At 43.3% G+C, this 21,762-nt stretch carries 14 protein-coding genes and 1 tRNA gene; 11 read left to right on the top strand and 4 right to left on the bottom strand.

All coding sequences use genetic code 11. From position 1 onward, the window contains the following. Positions 1–550: 550 nt before the first annotated feature. Together V144x_RS15070 and cmk are read left to right on the top strand one after the other, a co-directional pair. Positions 551–3,442, top strand: a complete 2,892-nt coding sequence (locus V144x_RS15070) for a glycoside hydrolase family 38 N-terminal domain-containing protein (protein WP_144985962.1) — start codon at positions 551–553, stop codon at positions 3,440–3,442. A 9-nt stretch (positions 3,443–3,451) separates the two neighbouring features. Next, positions 3,452–4,114: a (d)CMP kinase gene (gene cmk, locus V144x_RS15065; RefSeq protein WP_144985961.1), complete on the top strand. Its 663-nt coding sequence runs from the start codon at positions 3,452–3,454 to the stop codon at positions 4,112–4,114. Between the two features lie 21 nt (positions 4,115–4,135). On the opposite strand, the gene V144x_RS15060 is transcribed toward cmk, so the two are convergent. Then, positions 4,136–5,290 carry a hypothetical protein gene (locus tag V144x_RS15060; RefSeq protein WP_144985960.1) on the bottom strand — a complete coding sequence of 385 codons (1,155 nt, stop codon included), beginning with the start codon at positions 5,288–5,290 and terminating at the stop codon, positions 4,136–4,138. Between the two features lie 247 nt (positions 5,291–5,537). Then, on the bottom strand, positions 5,538–6,932 hold the full coding sequence (locus V144x_RS15055; RefSeq protein ID WP_144985959.1) for a sigma-54-dependent transcriptional regulator: 1,395 nt from the start codon (positions 6,930–6,932) through the stop codon (positions 5,538–5,540). A 1,076-nt stretch (positions 6,933–8,008) separates the two neighbouring features. Between V144x_RS15055 and V144x_RS15050 the strand changes: the two genes are divergently transcribed. From V144x_RS15050 to mnmE, 3 genes are read left to right on the top strand one after another with little or no spacing between them, the layout of a single operon-like run. Beyond that, complete coding sequence (locus tag V144x_RS15050; protein WP_144985958.1) at positions 8,009–8,755, top strand: metallophosphoesterase family protein; 747 nt, start codon at positions 8,009–8,011, stop codon at positions 8,753–8,755. Positions 8,756–8,757: 2 nt separating this feature from the next. Beyond that, on the top strand, positions 8,758–10,896 hold the full coding sequence (gene yidC, locus V144x_RS15045; protein WP_144985957.1) for a membrane protein insertase YidC: 2,139 nt from the start codon (positions 8,758–8,760) through the stop codon (positions 10,894–10,896). A 24-nt stretch (positions 10,897–10,920) separates the two neighbouring features. Beyond that, positions 10,921–12,303: a tRNA uridine-5-carboxymethylaminomethyl(34) synthesis GTPase MnmE gene (gene mnmE / locus V144x_RS15040; protein WP_144985956.1), complete on the top strand. Its 1,383-nt coding sequence runs from the start codon at positions 10,921–10,923 to the stop codon at positions 12,301–12,303. Positions 12,304–12,311: 8 nt separating this feature from the next. Here the strand turns inward: mnmE and V144x_RS15035 are convergent, their stop codons facing one another. Together V144x_RS15035 and V144x_RS15030 are read right to left on the bottom strand one after the other, a co-directional pair. Beyond that, the gene (locus V144x_RS15035) at positions 12,312–13,925 is read right to left on the bottom strand and encodes an SLC13 family permease (protein WP_144985955.1); all 1,614 of its coding nucleotides are present in this window, start codon (positions 13,923–13,925) and stop codon (positions 12,312–12,314) included. 77 nt (positions 13,926–14,002) lie between these two features. Then, positions 14,003–14,479, bottom strand: a complete 477-nt coding sequence (locus tag V144x_RS15030) for a universal stress protein (RefSeq protein WP_144985954.1) — start codon at positions 14,477–14,479, stop codon at positions 14,003–14,005. A 278-nt stretch (positions 14,480–14,757) separates the two neighbouring features. Between V144x_RS15030 and V144x_RS15025 the strand changes: the two genes are divergently transcribed. From V144x_RS15025 to V144x_RS15000, 6 genes are all read left to right on the top strand, one after another. Further along, entirely contained in the window at positions 14,758–15,606 is an 849-nt protein-coding gene (locus V144x_RS15025; RefSeq protein ID WP_144985953.1) for a sugar phosphate isomerase/epimerase family protein, read from the top strand. Positions 15,607–15,659: 53 nt separating this feature from the next. Next, on the top strand, positions 15,660–16,907 hold the full coding sequence (locus V144x_RS15020) for a hypothetical protein (protein ID WP_144985952.1): 1,248 nt from the start codon (positions 15,660–15,662) through the stop codon (positions 16,905–16,907). Between the two features lie 243 nt (positions 16,908–17,150). Beyond that, a complete protein-coding gene (locus tag V144x_RS15015; protein WP_144985951.1) occupies positions 17,151–18,503 on the top strand; it encodes an HD-GYP domain-containing protein in 1,353 nt (450 codons plus the stop codon). 228 nt (positions 18,504–18,731) lie between these two features. Then, a tRNA-Phe gene (locus tag V144x_RS15010) sits at positions 18,732–18,804 on the top strand. A gap of 209 nt (positions 18,805–19,013) precedes the next feature. Beyond that, positions 19,014–19,358 carry a hypothetical protein gene (locus tag V144x_RS15005; RefSeq protein ID WP_144985950.1) on the top strand — a complete coding sequence of 115 codons (345 nt, stop codon included), beginning with the start codon at positions 19,014–19,016 and terminating at the stop codon, positions 19,356–19,358. A gap of 684 nt (positions 19,359–20,042) precedes the next feature. Further along, a complete protein-coding gene (locus V144x_RS15000) occupies positions 20,043–21,734 on the top strand; it encodes a glycosyltransferase family 39 protein (RefSeq protein WP_144985949.1) in 1,692 nt (563 codons plus the stop codon). The last annotated feature ends 28 nt before the right edge of the window (positions 21,735–21,762 follow it).

Below are 21,762 nucleotides of genomic sequence, written 5' to 3'. Positions count from 1 at the left end.
ATGAGAATCATTCTAAATTAGTTTAGTATTAAGAAAGGTTAGAGAATCACTTTTGAGAGCAAATAATTCCCTAACATAAGGCTATCACAGGATTTCGTCTAAAGTCAATGAAATAAAGGACGTTTGAAAACGACTTCACGAAAATTAATATAAATACTCTGAGTATTTTACTACCTTTAAATGAAACTAAAATGTAGTAAGAAACTTAAGGCAGAAATCTTTTAGTAATGACGCTTTCATTTTTTAGGATGAGAGCTAATTGAGTATAGTTCCCGCAAATCCTGTTATTTAATACGATTTTGTCGTTTTTTTGATGGATTCTCAAAAAAGATTTTGACCAATTTTATCCTGTTGCTGATCGGTTTGGGTTCAAAATAGGGCTTATTTAAGTATAAGTTCATCTTGCATTTGTGATTTATCAATGCTGTTGGAGATGGTTCTATAGATCCTCAGTGGCGGTTTGCTTATGCTAATCTTTGTCAGCGTCGAAAACAGGGCTTTCCCGGCAAAATTATAGAATGACACAAAGTTTGTAAAGCATTGCAATATAATGACATACAATGATATTGTGATATTGATCCCTTGTCATAGTCTTGAAGATTTTCCAACGGAATTGGATGAAAAAGACGCAGAGAGCCTGCTCAATGCCTTTGCGGTGGCATGGCATCCTGAACTTTTGGCCTCATCACGAGTCATTCCCAGTTGGCATCGTTCCGATGAACCTCCGCAGTTTTTGACAGATCGTTTGCTGCTCATTCCCAAGACTTCTGAGGATTGGCTGCCTTACGGTTGGATTGAAGAGGCTGAGTCGAATGGCGCTACTGTTGTCAGTGGCAAGATTGAGCGAGATGAAATGGCAGAAGCAGCTCTTCAGCCACTCAACTCTGAACAGGAAGATTCGGCTCATGAGATCTTGTCGGATGATTTGGTTGCTGATTTTTATGCATTGGGGCTCTGTTATATTCAATTAGAATTATTAACCCGCTGTATGCACCATTTTAGTAGCTTAGATGAGGCAACCATTCAGCGGGAGGCCATTGCCGCTGCCGATGCAGCGTTAGCTAATGATAGAGAAGCAGCCCGCGCGCACCTGAAGGGATGCTTTGAAGTTCTACTGGAAAATCGGGAACGTTTTTACCCCATTGATTGTTATTTGCTTGACATGTGTCTGGTAACACAAGAATCAGTTGACGATTCACTGAAGCAGTCCATTATTGATGAGCGGCCTTTAAATTTGTTGATCACCTCGGATGATCTTGAAACGATCACTGAAAACGATCCTGAATTGATAGATCACCTGAAAAGGAGTTGTGGGAGTCAGGAAACAGAGGTTATTGGAGGAGAACAGGAGCAGATTGCCATTCCGGTTGTACCAGTCGAGTCTGTCATCTGGCAGCTGAAGTCGGGTACGAACAATATTCGGGAACGGACAGGACGAACACCTACGACGTGGGCCAGACGACGTTTTGGCCTGGCCTCTCTTCTGCCTATGTTACTTCATCGATTTGGATTCCATTCTGCCTTGCATCTCGTATTGGATGACGGCGTTTATCCCGATTATGAGCAGAGTAAAATTCACTGGGAAGGATCAGATGGAACGATATTGGATGCCTTTTCCAGAATTCCCATGTCTGCTGAGGGTGCCGCCAGTTATCTTCGGTTTCCACAGCGGATGGCTGAGTCGATGGAAGAAGATCAGGTCGGGGCATTGATGTTTGCCCACTGGCCTGATGTGAAATCGCCATTCTTTGAGGATTTTAAACGCATCCATCATTATGCACCCGTGTTGGGGAGCTTTGTGTTGTTGAATGATTTCTTTCAAAACACGGAATCGTCTGGACGACACTCTTCATATGATGCCCGGGAATACTTATCGCCTTTCCTGAGTCAACTTGTGGCGATGCGAATGCCCAACCCTCTTAGCCGCTTTATTGATCATTTCCAAAGGTATGATGAGTTTACTTCCGGGCTCTGGTTTCACACAATTTCCAAAGCCATCTATGGACAAACGATACAAGACGCCTCACTTTTAACAATAGAGCGAGATATCGAACATGGACATCCCGATGCGAGCGATGAACATGTTCAAAACGCAGTCACGTCGCTGCAAGGCTTTTGTGAAGCGGGCGTAGCAAAGTTGGCTGCTGTAATTCTTCAAGGCATGGAACAACAACAGCATGGAGTTTTATTGTTGAACTCCCTATCGTTTAACAGGTGTGCCGTTGTCGATTTACCTGATTTTCCCAATGCACCAGAGCTAAGTGATTCAGTCAAAGCAACACAATTTGATGATCGACAAAAGAAAGCCGTTGTTGAGATCCCTGGTGCGGGTTTTGTCTGGCTTCAGCCAGCTCAGTCTCCACCAGAAAGCTCCAAAGCGAATGTACCGATCGCGGAGCCACTCTTGCTGAGAAATGAATTTTTTGAAGTTCATATACACGAAGAGACTGGTGGCATTGCTCAGATTAAAGAATATGGTCGCAAGCCGAATCGTTTAAGCCAGCAGTTAGCATTTCGATTTCCCTACCAGCGAAATATTTCTACAACAGGCCCCTTAGGGAGTTGGGATAATAAAACTCCTTATTCCGATATACGAGAAGTAAAAGTAGAGCTGACATGCGATGGTCCAGGCATGGGAGAAATTGTAACAACCGGTGAAATATTTGATCAGGTGAGTGAGAGCACGCTGGCAACATTTCGACAAACTTTCCAGCTTTGGCGCGGGCGGCCTATTCTTGATGTGAAGATTGAGCTTGATATACAGACAATGCCGGATGGAAATCCCTGGGACAATTATTTTGCAGCTCGATTTGCATGGGGGGATAGTACGGCTTCTCTGACAAGATCGTTATTAGAGAGTGCGCATGCATTTCAGGGAGAACGGTTTGAAAGTCCTCATTATTTTGAGATTGCAGAAGGTGAAGAACGGGTAACAATTCTCAATCATGGTTTACCGTTTCATCGTAAAACAGGGCCTCGCATGCTGGATAGTATGTTGGTTGTTGAAGGAGAAACCAAACGCGAATTTAGATTCTCGATTGCTGTCAACCAGAGTTTTCCTATGCAAACAGCCAAGAATGTAATGGTGCCCCCAGGTCAATTTTCAAGTCCGGTTGGACCTCCTCGTATGGGGGACAATGGTTGGTTATTTCATGTTTCAGCCAGCAATGTACAACTGACACGAATTCTGGATCTGGCACATCCTGAAGAAAGTTCCTCACGACATACGTCTGGTGTATCGACTGGTTTTGCAGTGCGCTTGATTGAGACAGAAGGGATACATCGTTCTGTCAAATTTCGATGTTGGAAATCACCCGTCAGCGCCAGACAACGTGATTTTCATGGTAAAACAATAGTGGAACTTCCGATAGAAGAAGACGCTGTTCTAATTGAAATGTCTCAGTATGAAATTGCTGAGATTGAAATCCAGTTTGAGGAGTAATCCTGGTTGATGATCGTGACGATAGATGGTCCGGCAGGATCTGGGAAAAGTACCGCGGCACGAGGTTTGTCGCAGCGTTTAGGCTTTGAGTTTCTTGATACAGGGGCAATGTATCGTTGTGTTGCCTGGAGTGTACTTGATCAAAACGTTAATCCCGCTGATGAGCAGGCAGTGGGGGCAGTCAGTCAGCAAATTAAAATTTCGTTCTCTGATGCGAAAGTGCTGGTTGATGGACAGAATGTTTCGCAATTAATCCGCACCCCTGAAGTGACTGAGATTGCTTCTCTCGTTGCACAATACCCGGCAGTAAGAACAGAACTGGTGCGCTTACAGCGTCAAACAGCAGAAGGCATTGATATCGTCAGCGAAGGTCGTGATCAGGGAACTGTGGTTTTTCCTGAAGCATTCTGCAAGTTTTTTCTGATTGCCGATCCGCAGGAACGCGCGCGTCGTAGACACGAAGAACTCCAGGCGCAAGGGAAAGGCATGCCTATTGCAGATATTTTACAGCAAATTGATGAACGCGACCAACGCGATGAACAACGCACCGTCGCCCCGTTAGTGCCGGCCGACGATGCAATAGAATTCAATACTTCCACTTTGACAATTGAAGAGGTTTTGGATCAATTAGAACAAATTGTCAGATCACGAATGAGTTCCAAACCTCACTAAACCGAATCGATTGATTTTGGATTAGAAAGTCAGGGTCAAAGTAATCGTCGTACGGCTGTCAAGAAGATCTTTTCGATTAGAAAGCGGGAATTCCCAGACGCCTGCAAGAGACAAGCAGCGATTGACGCGGTAGTTGGCTCCAAAAGCGGTCGTCACAACATTATTTCCTGCTACGCTGGAAGAACCAAGATTGATCCAGTCTCCCCCTTCAATACTTAGCGGCAGGGCCTGACCACTTTTGGTATAAACAATTCCATTCAATTCTGCGATCGCCGAGAGTTTATTGGTAATGGGGTGGTCATAATGCACACTGTAATAAATCGATTGCGACTCCTCTGCTGTGTCACCAGGAATATGATAACCTGCTGAGGCGATGACATGACCACTGCCAATTTGCTTACCGAGAGAAACATATGGCGTCCATACTCCATCACCATTTCCTTGAAACACGCGTGTACTTCCATTAGTCGTTTCATAAATAAGTCCACCAGAGAGTAAAAATTGGTTCTCTACATCTCTGATTAAGACATACTTCAGACCGAGTCCAAGGTCTGACCAGCCTGTTCTATTTCCCACACCACGTGTTTGTAAAGTATTATACCCATCTTTGATCGCCAGAAAGGAGAGTCGTTCGTTCAAGGCAATTCCGATTTGGAGAGCGTAGACTTGCAAGTCCCCTGCTCCAAGCACGGGGGTCTGAGCGTCAATCATTTGATTGATGAAAACACCGCGTACATAGGTCAGCGAGCGTGGATCAATCGCCCAAACGGGGTTACTTACCGGCATAATAAAGTCATCAAAACAGCGATCGCTGGGAAATTTATTCAATAACGGTATTCGATCACATATTGTACAACATGAGCTACAATTGCATATTGGGCAGTCACAAACAGAAGTTTGATCGTTGCAGACAGAGGAAGAACAGTACCCGTGCGCGGGTTGGCTCAGTGCTGGTTTACTGCTTGGCGAATGAATCAGTTTTGTTTCTGAGTCGGACGGAAGAGTAGAATCATCATCGTCATCCAAGACAGGGGGCGCTGGTGCCGCATCTTGTTCGAGGACTCCTTGAGATAATACATCTGCTAAGGTTTGTGGTTGAACCGCCTCTTCGGCATAAATTGCCGAACTGGTAAGAGTACACGAAATCGTGACGATCATAATCAGCGAGAATCTCATGTTTCCCCCCTCCTGGAAATGAGATGATGGAGCGTTTGTTCGCTAAATACGTAAGTAGATTGTTCTATTCTCTCAAAAGTATCGGTCATTTTATTTCGTAAGATGAAGGGATAAAACAAACCTGATCTGTTTTACTCAAATGAATGGTAATACTGCATATGAAAGGTTTCAGAATGCAAAAAGGATGCACGTTTGAACGACGTGCATCCTTGATAAGTAGAGCAAAGCAAGGTTAATGATTAGTGCATTAGTGCATTAGTTGCTTTTCGAAATCGATTTCGTACTTCTTCATTTTCTTATAAAGTGTTGTGCGATTGATTCCCAAGGCTTTGGCCGTGTTTTGTCGATTCCATCCATTGGCCTCAAGGGCTTCGATAATGATTTGACGTTCAGGGTTTGCTAAAGCACTCTTCAATGAGGCATTCCCCACTCGATTGCTAGAAGACGCCAAAAATGATTGTTCCTGACGAATTTGTTCGGGAAGATCATGAATTCGAATGTAATCACCTTTTGTCAACACAACCGACCGCTCAATGACATTAATGAGCTCTCGAACATTACCTGGCCAGGAATATTTTAACATTGCTTGAACTGCAGAAGCATCAAAACCTTTGATGGATTTGCCAACTTGTTCGTTATAAATTTTGAGATAGTGTTCGATCAGTAGCGGAATGTCACTGATGCGTTCTCTAAGGGCAGGCTGAGTCAATGTAATTACGTTTATGCGATAATATAAATCCTGTCTGAATTCTCCTTTGGCTACCATCTCTTCCAAATTTTGATTGGTTGCCAGAATGAGACGAATATCAACAGAATGAGTTTTATTATCACCAACTGCTTCGAATTCACGATCCTGCAAAACCCGCAACAATTTTACCTGCAGACTGGGAGAAGACGTGGCAATTTCATCTAGGAACAATGTACCACCATCCGCCTGTAAAAACTTGCCAATTTTGTCATGAGTTGCCCCCGTAAAGGCGCCAGCTTTATGACCGAATAGCTCACTCTCGAGTAAAGTGTCTGGAAGCGCGCCACAGGCAACTTCAACAAATGGTTTACTGCAGCGATCGCTAAGCTGGTGAATCGCACGTGCAGTCATCGTTTTTCCCGTACCATTTTCACCCAGAATCAAGACCGTCGTCCGAGTATCTGCTACACTTTCGATCAAATCAAACATCTTCTGCATTTTGTAGTCTTGACCCACGATATTTGCCAGACCAAAACGCTGATCGAGTTGTGCTTTTAGTGACTTGTTTTCCTCTACAACCTGCCTCTGTTCCAAACATCGTTCAATGGTCAGGCTTAGTTCTTCATCAATGACTGGTTTGGTCAAATATTCGAAAGCACCAAGCCGAATCGCCTCTACGGCACTTTCGATAGTTCCGAATCCTGTCAACATAATTACGGCAGTTTCAGGAGAGTTCTCTTTCACCCATTCCAACAATTGAAAGCCATCCTGGTCTGGTAAATTGACATCGCAGACGACCACTTGGAATGGGAATTCCTTCAGACGCTCAATAGCATCCAGACATGTTAATGATGTTTCTGTACGATGGCCGAGACTTCTTAAATAGTCAGCCATCGCTTCCAGAATATTTTGATCGTCGTCAACTACCAGTAATGAACCAGAATTTGTCTTCATTGATTTTGTCTCACCCAAAGTGTGCTAGTTATGCTGTAATCGTCGTACAGCTGAATCTGATTGTGAAGTACATAGGATGTTTCACTTGGATTCAAAATTTGAAATTGAAAATCTGTTTATTGCTCGATTTAAAATCAATGATTGATTTCAAAAGCAGAGCTCGCTGGAAATTTGATTTCCTCGAAACAAATGAGCAAATCGAGTTAAATTTCACACCAGACACATAGTTACCTGATTGGAGGAACTTTTTGTCTAACTGTGAAGCTGGGGAGCAAACAGTAATGAAGGGATATTGAAAACATAGGGCATAAGTTTCAAACTGGCAACATGCTGTTATGACGTCTGTTGTTTTTGGGAATCAGAACGGAATCAGAATCTGAAATCCCAGGTGTGGCCGTTGCAAAAAAGCAACATTCATAACACTACAACATTGTTAGAAGAACAATAGTGTCAATTGTGCGAGTTTTAATGCCTTCGTAATGGAGTATCCTATTCTGTTAAGATGTGTATAATTCCTATAATGTGAAATGAAGGTGCATTTGATTCGATCTACGGTAAATCACCTGAATTGACAAGAAATAAGAGAGAGAATTCAATCTTGAGGGAGCTTGCGAGCAGATAAATTTGAAGTGGCTAATGACTTTACTGTGATTTAGATCCTTTTGGGTCATTGTTTTATAAGTTGAGATCGAATTCCTAATGGAATTTATTACGAAATACGAAAGAATTACCATTTAATAGCGAATGACAACTGCAAACAGAGCCTTGAGATGGTACCCGTGTACTGCTACTATTGGTGCTGAATTGAAATATTCCAGACTTGGGTTGCGAATGTATAGTAGTCTGAGATCATAAATAATCGTATCAAAGTAGCTCAAAGGGCTTTGCAGTCGACTCTCAAACATCCTGTTAGGAACAGACAGGATTCTATGTACGCGGTATCAATTTACCTTTCGAATGCAGGGTGTTTTATTTACCGAAGGTCGCCTCTCAGATTGAGGTGTCTTCAATGATTATTACCGGGAGATTTGCCTGTTTGTTATGAGGCTCCGGTAACAGATAGTGGGAGTTATCCGTTGTTAAGAGCAATAATAAGTGATATTCACGGAAATCTTGAAGCGTTGGAAGCGGTTCTGGCTGACATTGACCGCCGTGAAATCAGCGAGATTTATTGCCTGGGAGACATCATTGGATATGGTCCCAACCCGCGCGAGTGTATTGATCTGGTTCGTAAACGCTGCCAGAAATCCCTCCTGGGAAATCATGATCAAGCTGCTCTATTTGATCCCGAAGGTTTCAATGCTGGTGCGGAGCGTGCCATTTTCTGGACGCGACGTATGTTGGAAACGGGTGATGCATCAAAAAATCAGGATCGATGGGATTTTTTGGGCGAACTTCCCCGTATGATTCGCGAAGAAAAACTCTTGTTCGTTCATGGATCAGCACGAAATCCATTGAATGAATATGTCTTTCCGGAAGACATTTACAACCAGAGAAAAATGGAACGTATTTTTGGACTGGTAGATCAATATTGTTTTCAAGGCCACACGCACATTCCGGGAATTTTTACAGAAAGTATGAATTTTCTTGCACCGGACGAAGTAGATTACGTTTACGACTTTGGATCAGAAAAATTTCTGGTGAATGTTGGTTCTGTTGGGCAACCTCGTGATACTGACAACAGATCTTCCTACATTATTCTTGATGATGAAAAATTGACCTTCTGCCGAGTCGAGTACGATTTCAATACTACCGCAGAAAAAATTTACGACATTCCTGATTTAGATAACTTCTTGGGCGACCGTCTGCGTGATGGTCGATAACAATGGAACAAAAAAGACTCTTACTATTCGTCACTCTGTCTGCGACTGTTTTGTTTGCCTGGCAACTTTTCGTCGTTCCCCTCATTGCCCCTCCCCAAAAACCAGCGGTTAAAAAGGCACCAGAAAACGCTGCGCAGGAGAAACCTGATGCAGAGGCCCCTCTGGCTGCGAAAAAACCAGGAGAGGCTGCGGAAGTTGAAAAGAATGAGCCTAAGCAACAAGCTGTAAAACAAGCAGACCTTCTCAACAATCCTCGTCAAAAGGTAGTTCTGGGATCGCTTGATCCCGAGTCAGGCTATTTTTTGCAGGTGTCTGTTACGACTGAAGGCGCATCGCTGATTGATGCTCATTTAAATGATCCACTCTATGAGGAGTTAAAGGCAAATAATCAGCCATTAAAAGTTTTGGATGAATTTATCGCGGGGAAAAAAGATGTCAAGCGTTCGTTGGACTTGGACATTAAACAATTAAATGCGAAATTGGCACCATTAAAAACAGATTCGAAGAGCGCAAACTGGAAAATACTGGAACAGGTTAAAGATCCGCGTGACCCCAAAATCATCCAGTCGGTTCGTATGGGACTTACAGCCCCTGATGGCACCATTGAAGTTCAAAAGCAGTACAGTCTCAAGAAATATCCAGTACCTGAAGGTAAGACCTTTCGTGAGTTTCGTGATACAGATCAGGCTGGCTATCTGGTTCATTTTAAAATTAACGTGATTAATCACGGCGATGCATTACAGAAACTGGATTACCAGCTTTTAGGCCCTGTTGGAGTTCCACTTGAAAATGCCGATAATACGCGTAAATTTCGCGATGTGCGGATTGGATTTCTTCAAGATGATTTGGAAATCGATACGGTTACATTGTATGCTCCCGACATTGTTGAAGAAGTCGATGCTGGTAATGTTGAGAAGTTAACTCGCGCATTTCAATTTGCCGGGGTTGATATTCAATATTTTGCTGCTCTTCTGACACCAGACGGCAATAATTACAAGCCAGAACTAATCAATGGTGAGATGCGGTCAAACTATTATAAGAGCATTGAACCTGTTTTGATCAGCCGTTCTTTGAAAGATGTATCACAAAGCAGCATTTCTGTTAAAATCAATTCGGTTGATATGGAACTGGCGGCTGGTGCTGAAGAAACACATACCTATGCCATGTATGTCGGACCTAAACGAGAGTCATTGCTCGGGCCTCCTTTGAAGGCGACCGAAATTATGGACTTCGGTTTTTTTGGTCCGGTTGCCAAACTGATGTTGTGGTTGTTGACTACATTGCACAGCATCGGTCTGTCTTACGGGCTTGCCATTATTGGTTTGACAATTATGGTCCGTGGTAGTCTTTATCCGCTTTCTCGAAAGCAGGCAGTCGGCGCTCAAAAGATGAAAGAGCTCCAGCCCCAGATTGCAGAGCTCAAAAAGAAATATGGCGATGATCGCGAGAAGCTCGGCAGAGCGCAAATGGAATTGTTCAGCAAAAACAATTACAATCCGTTAGCAGGTTGTCTCCCCATTTTCTTGCAGTTGCCAATCTTCTTTGGCTTGTATACTGCGTTAAATAATGCGGTCCAGCTACGGGGAACACCATTCCTCTGGATTGATAATTTAGCCGCACCTGATGAGTTGTTTCAGCTTCCCTTTGCAATTCCGTTTCTGGGTGATTACTTTAATCTGTTACCGATCGTTACAGTCGGTTTATTTGTTGTGCAGCAAAAGTTGTTCATGCCACCACCGACCGATAAAGATCAGGAATTACAACACAAAATTATGAATTACATGATGATCGCGATGGGATTCATGTTTTATCGAGTTCCCGCTGGTCTTTGTGTTTACTTTATTGCTTCCAGCTTATGGGGGATTTGTGAGCGGAAACTACTTGATTTTCAATCAAAACGACATCCTTCTCCTGCCGCTGCGACGGACTCAAAAACAATAGAAGTCAAAGCAGAATCTAAAAAAAATCAAGCTCCTAAAAAAGAGGCTTCCAATAATGATAAGCCTGAGAAAAAAGGATGGTTCGCTCGTTTACAGGAAATTGCTGATCAAGCACAGGAGCAGGCTGCTTTGAATGAAAAGAAGAAACAGCAAAGTTCTCGTCTAAAAGGGGCAGGTAAAAAGTCCAAAAAACGTCGATAACGATGATTCCCTAAGAGACTCGGCATGAATCTTCAATTTGACGATACGATCGTTGCTCTTGCCTCTGCTCCAGGAAGTAGTGCAGCTGGAATCATTCGAATTAGTGGGGACGATATAGTACCTTGCTTATCAAATTGTTTTGAATCAACCAGCGCATGGCAAAGATCCCGACGATCGGAACGCCATTCTGGGCAATTACAGTTAACTGATTCGGCCTTGTGCATCCCTGGAACATTATACTATTGGCCGACTGCACGCAGTTTCACGGGGCAGCCATTGGCTGAGTTTCACACGGTCAGTGCTCCACCATTGCTGGAATCTGCGATTGAGAATCTCGGTTCGCATGGTGCGAGGATGGCCCGGCCCGGAGAATTCACATTACGAGCATTTCTCGCCGGGCGAGTTGACTTAGTGCAGGCAGAAGCAATCCTGGGCGTGATTGATGCCTATGATCACGAAGAACTGAATTTAGCCCTCAGTCAGCTCGCAGGAGGCGTCTCTACTCGTATTGCGCAGGCTCGAATGAATCTGCTCGAATTGCTCTCTGAATTGGAAGCAGGCTTGGATTTTGTAGAAGAAGATATCGAATTTATTGATCGTGATACACTCGTTTCCCGCTTACATGATATTCGAACGTTTTGTGAACAACTTTATGACGATTCTTCTCAGCGCATGGAATCAACGGGTACGCTTACTGTAGTCCTGGCAGGTCTGCCAAATGCGGGGAAAAGTACGCTATATAATACCTTAGTTGGTGATGCTCAAGCTGCGTTGGTTTCAGATGTGGCAGGAACGACACGGGATTATCTGGTGACTTCTTTAGAATGGGAAGGCCAATCAATTCACCTGATCGATACGGCCGGGATGGAATCAGGAAAACATAAAATATCTCTTAGTGCTCAGGATTTTCGGCGAGAACAAATCGCTCAAGCAGACTTAGTAATCTGGTGCACTGCGGCAGATATTGACTCAGAGCTGAAAGATAAAGACCAGATACAACGTGATCAATTATCTGCAGAGCAAAATGTCATCATTGTAAAGACCAAGAGTGACCTCTCCTCTGAACCACTCAAAAATACATCATTTCCTGATTGTGATGTCATGTTAAGTGCTACGCAGGGTGTGGGAATTGAAGCGCTTAAGAATCTGATTTTAACACGTTTGACAGAATACCACCGTGGCAGCAAGTTTCTGATTGGTTCCACTGCTTCGCGCTGTCGAGAAAGTTTGCGGTCTGCCAGTCAATCAATGCAGGCGGCTGAAGAAGCAGCCACATTACGAATGGGTGAAGAACTGGTTGCGATCGAAATTCGTGATGCTTTACAGCACCTTGGTCAAATTGTCGGGCAAGTATATACCGATGACATTCTTGATCGAATTTTCAGTAAATTCTGTATTGGGAAATAAAGATCAAGCTAAGGTTGATGTTGATAGATCCAATCTGGAACTTTTCCAAATTGAATATCCATTTGTGGGATGAAGTAGAATAACATAAATGCGGTTAACAGGAAGACTCCAATCAGATTCAAGATGATTCCGTACTTTAGCATATCGGAAATCTTAATCTGCCCGGAAGCAAAGACGATCGCGTTGGGAGGAGTTGCAATGGGCATTGTAAACGCACAACTGGCTGAAATCGCCGCAGGGATCATGATGATTCTTGGGTCCACATTCAGACTGATGGCAGTGGCAGCCAGAATGGGAAGGACGGTGTTGACCGTTGCAATATTTGACGTGAACTCGGTCAGAAATGTCAGCATCAAACAGGCAGTAAAGATGAGTGCCCAGGGAGGCCAGCCAGTCACAATTTCAGAGAATATTTGACCAACCCAAATTGATAAACCTGTCGTTTGAAATGCGCCCGCGATAGCAAAGCCACCACCGATCAATAACAATACACCCCAGGGAAGTCGTTCTGCTGTTTCCCAATCCATGAGATATTCTGTCTGACCCTGTTCTGACTTTTGTGCGGGAATTGCGAACATTAAGATGGCCATTCCCATGGCAACCGTGGAGTCATGAACCCAGCCAGAAACATTTTCCACTGGAATCCCCCACTTCGTGAGAAAGTAAATTGGAAACTGCTCCCATCCGGCAAGGAGTTCATAAGCACCAAATTTTAAAGGCTTACGTGTCACCCACAAAATCGCGGTCATGACAAAGATGATCAGCATCAGAATTTCAGGTCGCGAAGCATGCCCCAGTTTATGTATGTGCTCACGGATAATTGCCTGAGAAGAATCTTGCGACTTAGATAAACTTGGCATTTTCCAGCAGAGAACTACCCAGGTCAAAAATAAAAAGGTGATTCCAAAAGGGACAACCATCACCATCCACTCCCCAGCGGACAGTTGAGGCCCCTGGGGGAATTGGGCGAGCCAGATCTGCTGAAAGGCAATGTTAGTAGGAGTTCCAATCAGAGTTGTCACACCTCCAATGCTGGCTGAATATGCTATCCCCAGCAGTAGTGCGACTGAGAAATGGTGTATCGCCTTGGAAGATGCTTCTGGAGATTCCAGTGTTGTTAATTCTGTGATTGAACCAATGATAGCCATACCAATTGGCAGCATGAGTAATGTGGATGCCGTGTTGCTAATCCACATGGATAAGAATGCTGTTGCGAACAAAAAGCCCAGTATCACACGCCGTGGACTTGAGCCGATCACATTGATGATATGTAGGGCGATGCGTCGATGAACGCCCCATTTTTCAATTCCGAGCGCAATGATAAAACCGCCCATATAAAGAAAAATGTTTTGATTAATATAGGCTTGGCTGACTGTTTTGGGGTCTTGAATCCCAAAGATGGGAAATGCCACTAAAGGAACCAGGCTCGTCACTGCGATGGGGAGCGCCTGCGTCATCCAGAGAATTGCCATCAAAGCTGTCACAGCAGCCAGGCGTTGTGCAGCGGCTGACATATCTTGTGGGGTTGGTAGATTCAGTATGATCAATAAAGCGATAATACTGAATAGCTTCCCATAAAAGGGAATTCGGCTTTCTGCTGAATGTGATGAGTCGCCAATCACAAATCTGAAATACCTGATTTATCTGAGTGAATCATTCACCAGAGAGGAAAAAGGAATTGAAAAGACAAAGAGATTGCTCACTCATCATCTGCCATACCTGGATGGATAAATTGATGCCCTTGCGGACGAACTGTTAATACGGGGCATTTTGCCTTGCGGACTACTTTTTCCGCAACACTACCCAATAATAAATGGGCAGTAAAGGAACGTCCGTGAGTGCCAACAACGATTAAATCTGCATCTTCACGTTTAGCGCATTTCAGGATGTCTACGAACGGATTGCCATGAACCCACTCTGTTTCAATAGTAAGCCCCTCTTTATCTTCGTCCAGAATCCAGTTCTCTAATCGTGTTTCAGCGAAGTTCTCAAAATCTTCTTTGGGAGGTAGCGCATAACTTTCAAACATCGGCATATAAACGACCGGGTCTTCGATGACATGTAGTAAATGTAATTTTGCATCGAATTTTTTTGCCAGTTCGACAGCATATTGGGTAGCAGCTTGTGCTGTTTCACTAAAATCGGTTGGTATGAGAATTTTATTGATTTCAATCATGGCAGATTACCTCTTTTGTTTGGTCAGTTTGTTTTGATCTTCCTGATAAGCATCCATTATATGACGACTCTGTCTGGAAACAATAGACGGGGCAAGTTGTAAAATAGCATTAAGTTGTGTGTTTCTTTAAATTGTAAAGAAAACAAGGGTCTCATTTGTGAAACCAGCGAATTCTTTTTATGATAACAGACAAGTTCCCAATTGTTTTAGGGTTCTATCAGTTTTTGAATTGGATCATCTAAAGAATCACAAAAAGATCAGTTTGTGGAGATAGAATTATGGAAAAATGGCCCATTGGTGTATTCGCTTCGGTAGATGCAGGTTTGGGGGTTCATCTTGATGTAGCCCAGGAACTAGGAATTCCCACGATCCAAGTTCATGCTCCACATAAAGAAACACGGACTCAAGAAGCAGCAGCAGCATTTCTAGAACGGTGCAATGCTGCAGGCATTACCATTACTTGTGTTTTTGGGGGGTTTGATGGAGAAAGCTATGCTGATATTCCCACAACGAAACAAACAGTTGGGCTGGTTCCCCAAGCGACACGTGCCGCTCGTGTTGAAGAAATGAAAGAAATCTCCGACTTCGCCAGGTTGCTAGGGTGCAACACAATTGCCTTGCATATTGGATTTGTCACTGAAGATCGGAATTCGGAGGATTATAAAGAGCTGGTTTCTGTGACTCAGAATTTACTCGACCATGCAAAAGTGAATGGCCAGACTCTGAATCTGGAAACTGGACAGGAAACCGCAGATCATTTGCTTGATTTCATTAGTGATGTCGGCCGTGATAATCTGAAAATTAATTTTGATCCTGCTAATATGATTCTTTATGGAACAGGCGACCCCATTGCTGCCTTGAAACGCGTTGGCCACCTTGTAGCCAGTGTACATTGTAAAGATGCGACTTGGGCTGCAGAAGGCAAACGTGGAATTGAATGGGGGGCAGAAGTCCCTCTCGGTGAAGGCGATGTTGGTATGGGAACATATTTACGTGCTCTCAACGACATTGAATATACCGGTCCTCTGACTATTGAACGAGAAATACCGGAAGATCGAGAACAACAAAAAGCCGATATTGGGAAAGCCGTTGCACTGCTAAATGAATTGAAAGAACAAATTGGCTAAGGTGTCCTGCCTGTTTATTGCTTTCATTTTATGCGTGGTTTTGGAGTCCGTTTGTGGCGAATGTGATTGAAGATGTGACTTGTGCAGGATGTTGTTGCGTATGTGATAATATTCAAATCACAACTGATGGAACCCAAATCCTCAATGTTCAAACAACTTGTTCGCAAGGAAGATCTTGGTTTGAACAATTTGGACAGACGGACCCATTGTTGCCCCTGATTGATGGTCGTACGGTTTCTCATTCCGACGCTGTCCAACAGGCAGTCGATCTGATTCATCTTTCGAAAGCGCCTCTGATTTGGGGGATGTCACAATCCTCTACTGATTCAAATCGAGCGGCAGTCGCTCTGGCAGATCAAATTGGAGCTACCATAGATACCGCGGCGTCCTCCAACGTAAGGGCATTACAACAGGTAGGAGAGGCCTCTTGTACGCTGGGAGAAGTTCGCAGTCGTGCCGATTTGATTATTTATTGGGGCGCAGATGCATTGCTCACAAATCATTGTCACCGGGAAACTCTTCTTGCTGGGCACGAAGAGTTTCCACGAACGATTGTATCAATGGGAACGAAAACTCCTGAATCTTCTGAAGATGTCGATAAATCGATTCAGGTGGAAGCACAAAACACGTTTGAGGTGATCTGGTACTTGAGAGGACTGTTAAAAGGAATTGATTTCCATGAAGGTGAGTCAGCAGGGGCTTATATATCTGATTTGAAGGAATTAGTCAGTCTCATCCAACAGAGCAAATATATTGTTTTCTTTTTTGGGCCAGAATTTAAACAAGGTCATTTATCACATCGTGATATCGAAGCCTTGTCAATATTGGTACGCGAGATTCAAGCTGATCGCCGATGTCACACAATCAGTGTACCGCCTGCGAGCGATACCAAAGGCGTAGAGCATGTGTTGGCATGGCAAACAGGTTATGCAGCTAACGTGAATTTTGCAGCTGGGTATCCACGCTACTTTCCCATTGAGTTTTCAGCCAGTCAATTAATTCAACGGGGTGAAATCGATCTTTGTGTTTTAGTGGGAGCGCAACCCCTTTCGGGTTTATCAAAAGAAGCGCAGAAGTATTTGACAGAAGTTCCCACCATCTTAGTCGGGCCTGCTAAAGTTGATGACTTAGATTTGAATGTGTATATTCCAACAGGTGTTTACGGCATTCACTTTCCAGGTTCCATTTATCGAATTGATGGAACACCCCTCCCTTTACGTGGTCTTGTTTCCACCAATCTTCTCAGTGAGGCAGATGTCTTGACTGACATCACATCATTCTTAAAACAGACTCCAGTATAATTAAAGACAGTGTTTCGCCTCCTTGGATTCTCAGTCGTTCCGGTTATTCAAACCAATCGTTAAGATTGGAATTGGAATTTTCATCGGATTCCCCTCCATCGTAAAACCTTAGTTCGTTTTTAACCTAAGTTTTTAATGAGTTTTAGCTCATGGGATCAGAGAACTGTGTCCCAATTTAAAACAAGACATAATCTGTTTTCCTTGATGCAAAATTAGGAATCAGTTTCGATACAGGTAGTAAAAATGACGACTGAGATCAATGAAAAAATAGATCAGGCCGCCGAATCATCTGCAGATGATCAGCAGACAGTTTCCGTACGTGTTGAAGATTTGATTGTCGGCAGAACAATTAACAATGCGATTCATGATTCCAATGGAGTTTTGTTATTAGCTGCGGGGTCAGTCGTTAATTCACGGTTCAAACAACTACTGCGTGATCGAAACATGTCTAATGTCGAAATTCATAGTGATGATGCTGCGTCAGTGAGTTTAAGTGCTTTTGCAGACATCGATGACTCTGATGGTGGTATTTATTCGACTGTATTAACCGAGAAGCTGGATACTCTCATCGAATCTGGATCGATGTTTGTGGCTAACACCGGACCAGCTCTTCGAGATTCAATGGTCGTGCATGGTTGTAAAGGTTATGACCAGGAAAGTCGCGATAAGCTGTTTGCACAACAGCAGGAATATGGTGAATCGCTGGATGATATGATGCGTGGTGCCTTGAAAGGCGAAACTCCCAAAGGAGCGGATATTGCCGGCATGGCCGCTAATTATCTGACGCAATTGACGGCTGATGCAGATAGTGTGATTTCAACTGCAGCAGAAGCAGGGCAAGATGAAACGCTTTCTCAGCATTGTTTACAGATGTCACTCTTAGGAATGGCGATTGGAGCAGAGCTGAATTTAGATGAAAATAATGTGCGAAATATTGGATTGTGTGGACTCGTACATGACTGGGGAATGGTGCGTGTACAGGACAAAATTGGCACATGGCGGCGCAAGCTTAACCCGCTTGAGCTCATGGAAATTCAAAAGCATCCGATATTTTCGCTGGAAATGCTCGAAAATGTTGCTGGAATTCCCAGTATTGTTCCCGTCGTTTGCTATCAGGTTCATGAGCAACCTAATGGGCAAGGCTACCCTCGTAATCGTACACATAAGATGATTCACATGTTTGCTCGAATTTTGAATGTCGCTCATTCTTATGTTTCCTTAACAACATCCAGAGAAGACCGCCCTGCTCTGATGCCTTATGCTGCGATGGAATATCTGCTCAGACAAACAAATGATAAAACGATTGATTCCGCGGCAATGCGAGCTTTATTAAACTTGCTGTCGCTCTTTCCCGTTGGTAGTTTTGTCACTTTAACTGATGGAAGCGCGGCGCGAGTCATCAGACGGAATCAAAATTTATATACCAGCCCGATTGTGCAAATCATCCAATCTGCTGATGGAAAACGGTCTGATCCTTCGGATCCAGATAATATAATTGATCTGAATCAGAATGAACTTCAAATCGATCAGGCCTTACCGACTCCTGGAAAAGATGAAATTGACCTCTCTTCCGAACTCTTCGATGGTCAAGTCTAAGCTCATTTAATCGTTATAATCTGCTGGTTCTTCTGGACTTACACTGGTTCTTAAAACTGTAAATGCCAGGGAGTCGACTCAGAATCAGGAAAACTCCCGAATCCTTTTCAGGAAATGCCAGTTTTGCTTGAAACTGAATGGAGAATGGCTTATATTCCCATCTCGCTTCTATTAAACAATGATTTCATATGGGGTTAACGCTATTGAAATCACAGTAGGAAACGAAAAGGGCATGTAGCTCAGTTGGTAGAGCACAGGACTGAAAATCCTGGTGTCGGCGGTTCGATCCCGCCCGTGCCCAATGCTCCTTAATAAGCAGGCCTTTTTGAGCTTTTATATCAAGCCGTTATATATTGATATAAAACAAACTAAAGATGGCAGAGAACAGAGCCAGTGATCATCATGATCATAACAGGCATTTACATCTGGGGTTTATTTTCTCATTTTGTCTGTTCAACTCTTTCTCTGTCAGCTTGATCCATCTCATTGAAATTCAAAAAGGCAGCTAACATGTCCAATGATCATCGAGACAACGATGATGGTATGGAGGAATCCGATCCCTTTTTGTTCGGGTTATTCGAACATCTGTTCGATGACGATTATCCCCTCTCAGAAGATGTCATCAAATTCCGTAAAGATTTCACAGTCAAACAACTTGGCGACTATCTAGCGGAATATAAACACTATGATTTGTATGCTGGTGAAGATGCTATTCACAAATGGATCATGGATAAATACTCCTGGCTTCCGCATCAAATCAAAGAACTGAGTTGGAGTGAATTAGATTTCATTTTAAGAGATAATGAAATCAACGAAGCCGTCCAATTTGGACACGACAAGTACAAAAGTGAGTGAGTTTCCACTGATTATTCTTGCAAACAATCGTTAAGTATTCAGTTCTGAAGATTCACGATATTCGATGTGAAAATTTCTTTCATTCCTGTGTGCGAGAAATGAGTATCAAATGAGAATAGCTAGTCACAAAAGTGCTTAACTAGTTTGTCGGAAAAGATCTTACGAGCAACGCACACGCCGTTGATAAAACTGTCCCAAATCATGATCACTGGTAAAGAATATTTAACAGTTTTCTCCGATGTGATAAGAATTATAGACTCATGTTACAACGAATCTTACAGTCATGCAGACAGGTGGGCAACTTCAGTTGCCAGCAATATCGCTACGATGATTAGGTACGACAATTGCTTAAATTCAGGCATACCAGGACATTATCCTTTAAGGTCAATTTCCAATAGATTTTGGTCTGAAGCTATAGTACTCTAGACAATTACCTCAATCTGAGCTTGCAGGTACAGGTAAGAGTTGTTGATATTTGCGCACCGCGGCTCAGTTTCATCTCCCCATGAATTCAGCGAAGAGAGGCTGTTCTCCCTCAATGCCTTAGGCTACCACAGTATGAATTTGAAAGAGATTTTAAAACGTAGAGTATTAATCAGCATAAACAGATAACTCAAACGCACTCTCACTAATTCTTTGAGATCAACTCAGGCTGTTACATCAAAATCGGGATAATGGACAATCATGAAGGATGATAAGTTGGCTGAATCAACTGCGAGGGATGATGAAAATCAGACTTCCAAATGTTCAAAAGCTGACTCTACCCGAGGTGTTGAGAGTTCTTATAAGGTTTGGTTGATAGTAGCCGGTATTATACTTATAGGGCTCGCATTTCGAGCAAAGCTGTTGGATGCATTCTTTCTGGACTTTGACGAATCGATGCACTTCCAGGTGGCACGTCAGCCTACATTATCCGATGCCTGGCGTGCCAGTCGCGAACACACGCATCCTCCACTGGCGTTCTTAGTTTATCATTACTGGATGAAACTAGGTGATTCTGAGCGAATGCTCCGATTACCTGCCCTGCTCTTTAGTATTTCGACTTTGGTCTTAGGTTTTGTGTGGCTCAAGGAATTATTGGGGCCACGACCAGCTTTAGTAGGCCTCGCGTTTCTGACTTTTTCAATGCCAATGGTTCATCTTGGCGCGTTAATGCGTGGCTATACACTTTTGCTCACCTTTATCTTCGCGGCACTTTATTTACAAGAACGTTTTTTGCGTACTCACTCAACTATTGCGCTTGCTGGATCTGGATGTTGTCTAGCATTTGCCATGTTGACGCATTATAGCACAGCATGGTTAATGTTGGTGCTCGGACTCTTAGTTACATTTCGAGTGATCTCGGGAACACTGCCTCGAAGGGCGGTTGTAAGTTGGATCATCCTGCAATTTGTACTTCTAGGTCTTTGTGTTGCAATGTATTTTGGCCACATAAAACAATTTATCAATAGCAATGCAAAAACAGATTTATGGGATTTCTGGTTGTATGACAGTTCCTATGACCCCGTAACCACTCATCCTGTTTATCTCGCGTTAATGCGGACTCTTGAGTATATCAAATATCTCTCTGGGGCATTGTGGATGCTAATCGCTGGCTTAGTGCTCTTTGGTTCCCTGGTCATGTTAAGAAAAGGATTTCAAGATACCGGGTCGAAATGGATTGCACTCGAACGTAGTATGATGGTTTTGCTGCCGCTGGTTGTCGCGATGCTACTGTTTCATTTCCGTATTTACCCTGTCGGGCACACAAGGCATTCGATGTGGCTCATTCCATTTGTGGTTCTTGGTCTCGCAGCAGCAACTTTGCCACTGGTAAGACGACCCGGTTTTGGACGTGTGGCAGTTTTTACATTGGTGATTTCTTTATGGATATATTCCTACGCGTATCCGAATGTCTGGAAATTACAGACCACACAAACTCCCATTATGGCGCGTAAAACAGTAGCGTTATTAAAGAAGACTGTGCCCGAGGGGGCCACTATTTTAACAGACGGCAGCACGCGTAATGTTCTTGAATACTATCTTGTCGGTGATTTTGTGACACATGGAAAACCACTTGGAGGTGGCTACACTGAATATCAGATGGCTGGCTATCGAGTCATCTCGATTCCGAAATTTCATTTCTTTATGTATGACATACGAGCCGACTGGACGAATTATTTCAAGGCTTTTGGAGAGAATGCGACAAAACCAATCTGGGTGACATACCTTGGATTTGAAGTACCTGATAATGACCCTGCATTAATTTTCAAACGATTCCCGCCAGGACGTCTGATTAAAAAAATAAGTCACTTGGATAATCAGATTTTACATGTGCAGTTTCGTGATCCCGGCAAAAAAATAACAGTTAATTCAAATAAGAAAGAGACTCCCTGACCTTTAAACACAATTCAATTTTTCAATT

It is taken from the genome of Gimesia aquarii (assembly GCF_007748195.1).
Taxonomy (GTDB): domain Bacteria; phylum Planctomycetota; class Planctomycetia; order Planctomycetales; family Planctomycetaceae; genus Gimesia; species Gimesia aquarii.
This window is presented reverse-complemented; position numbering and strand designations above follow the sequence as displayed.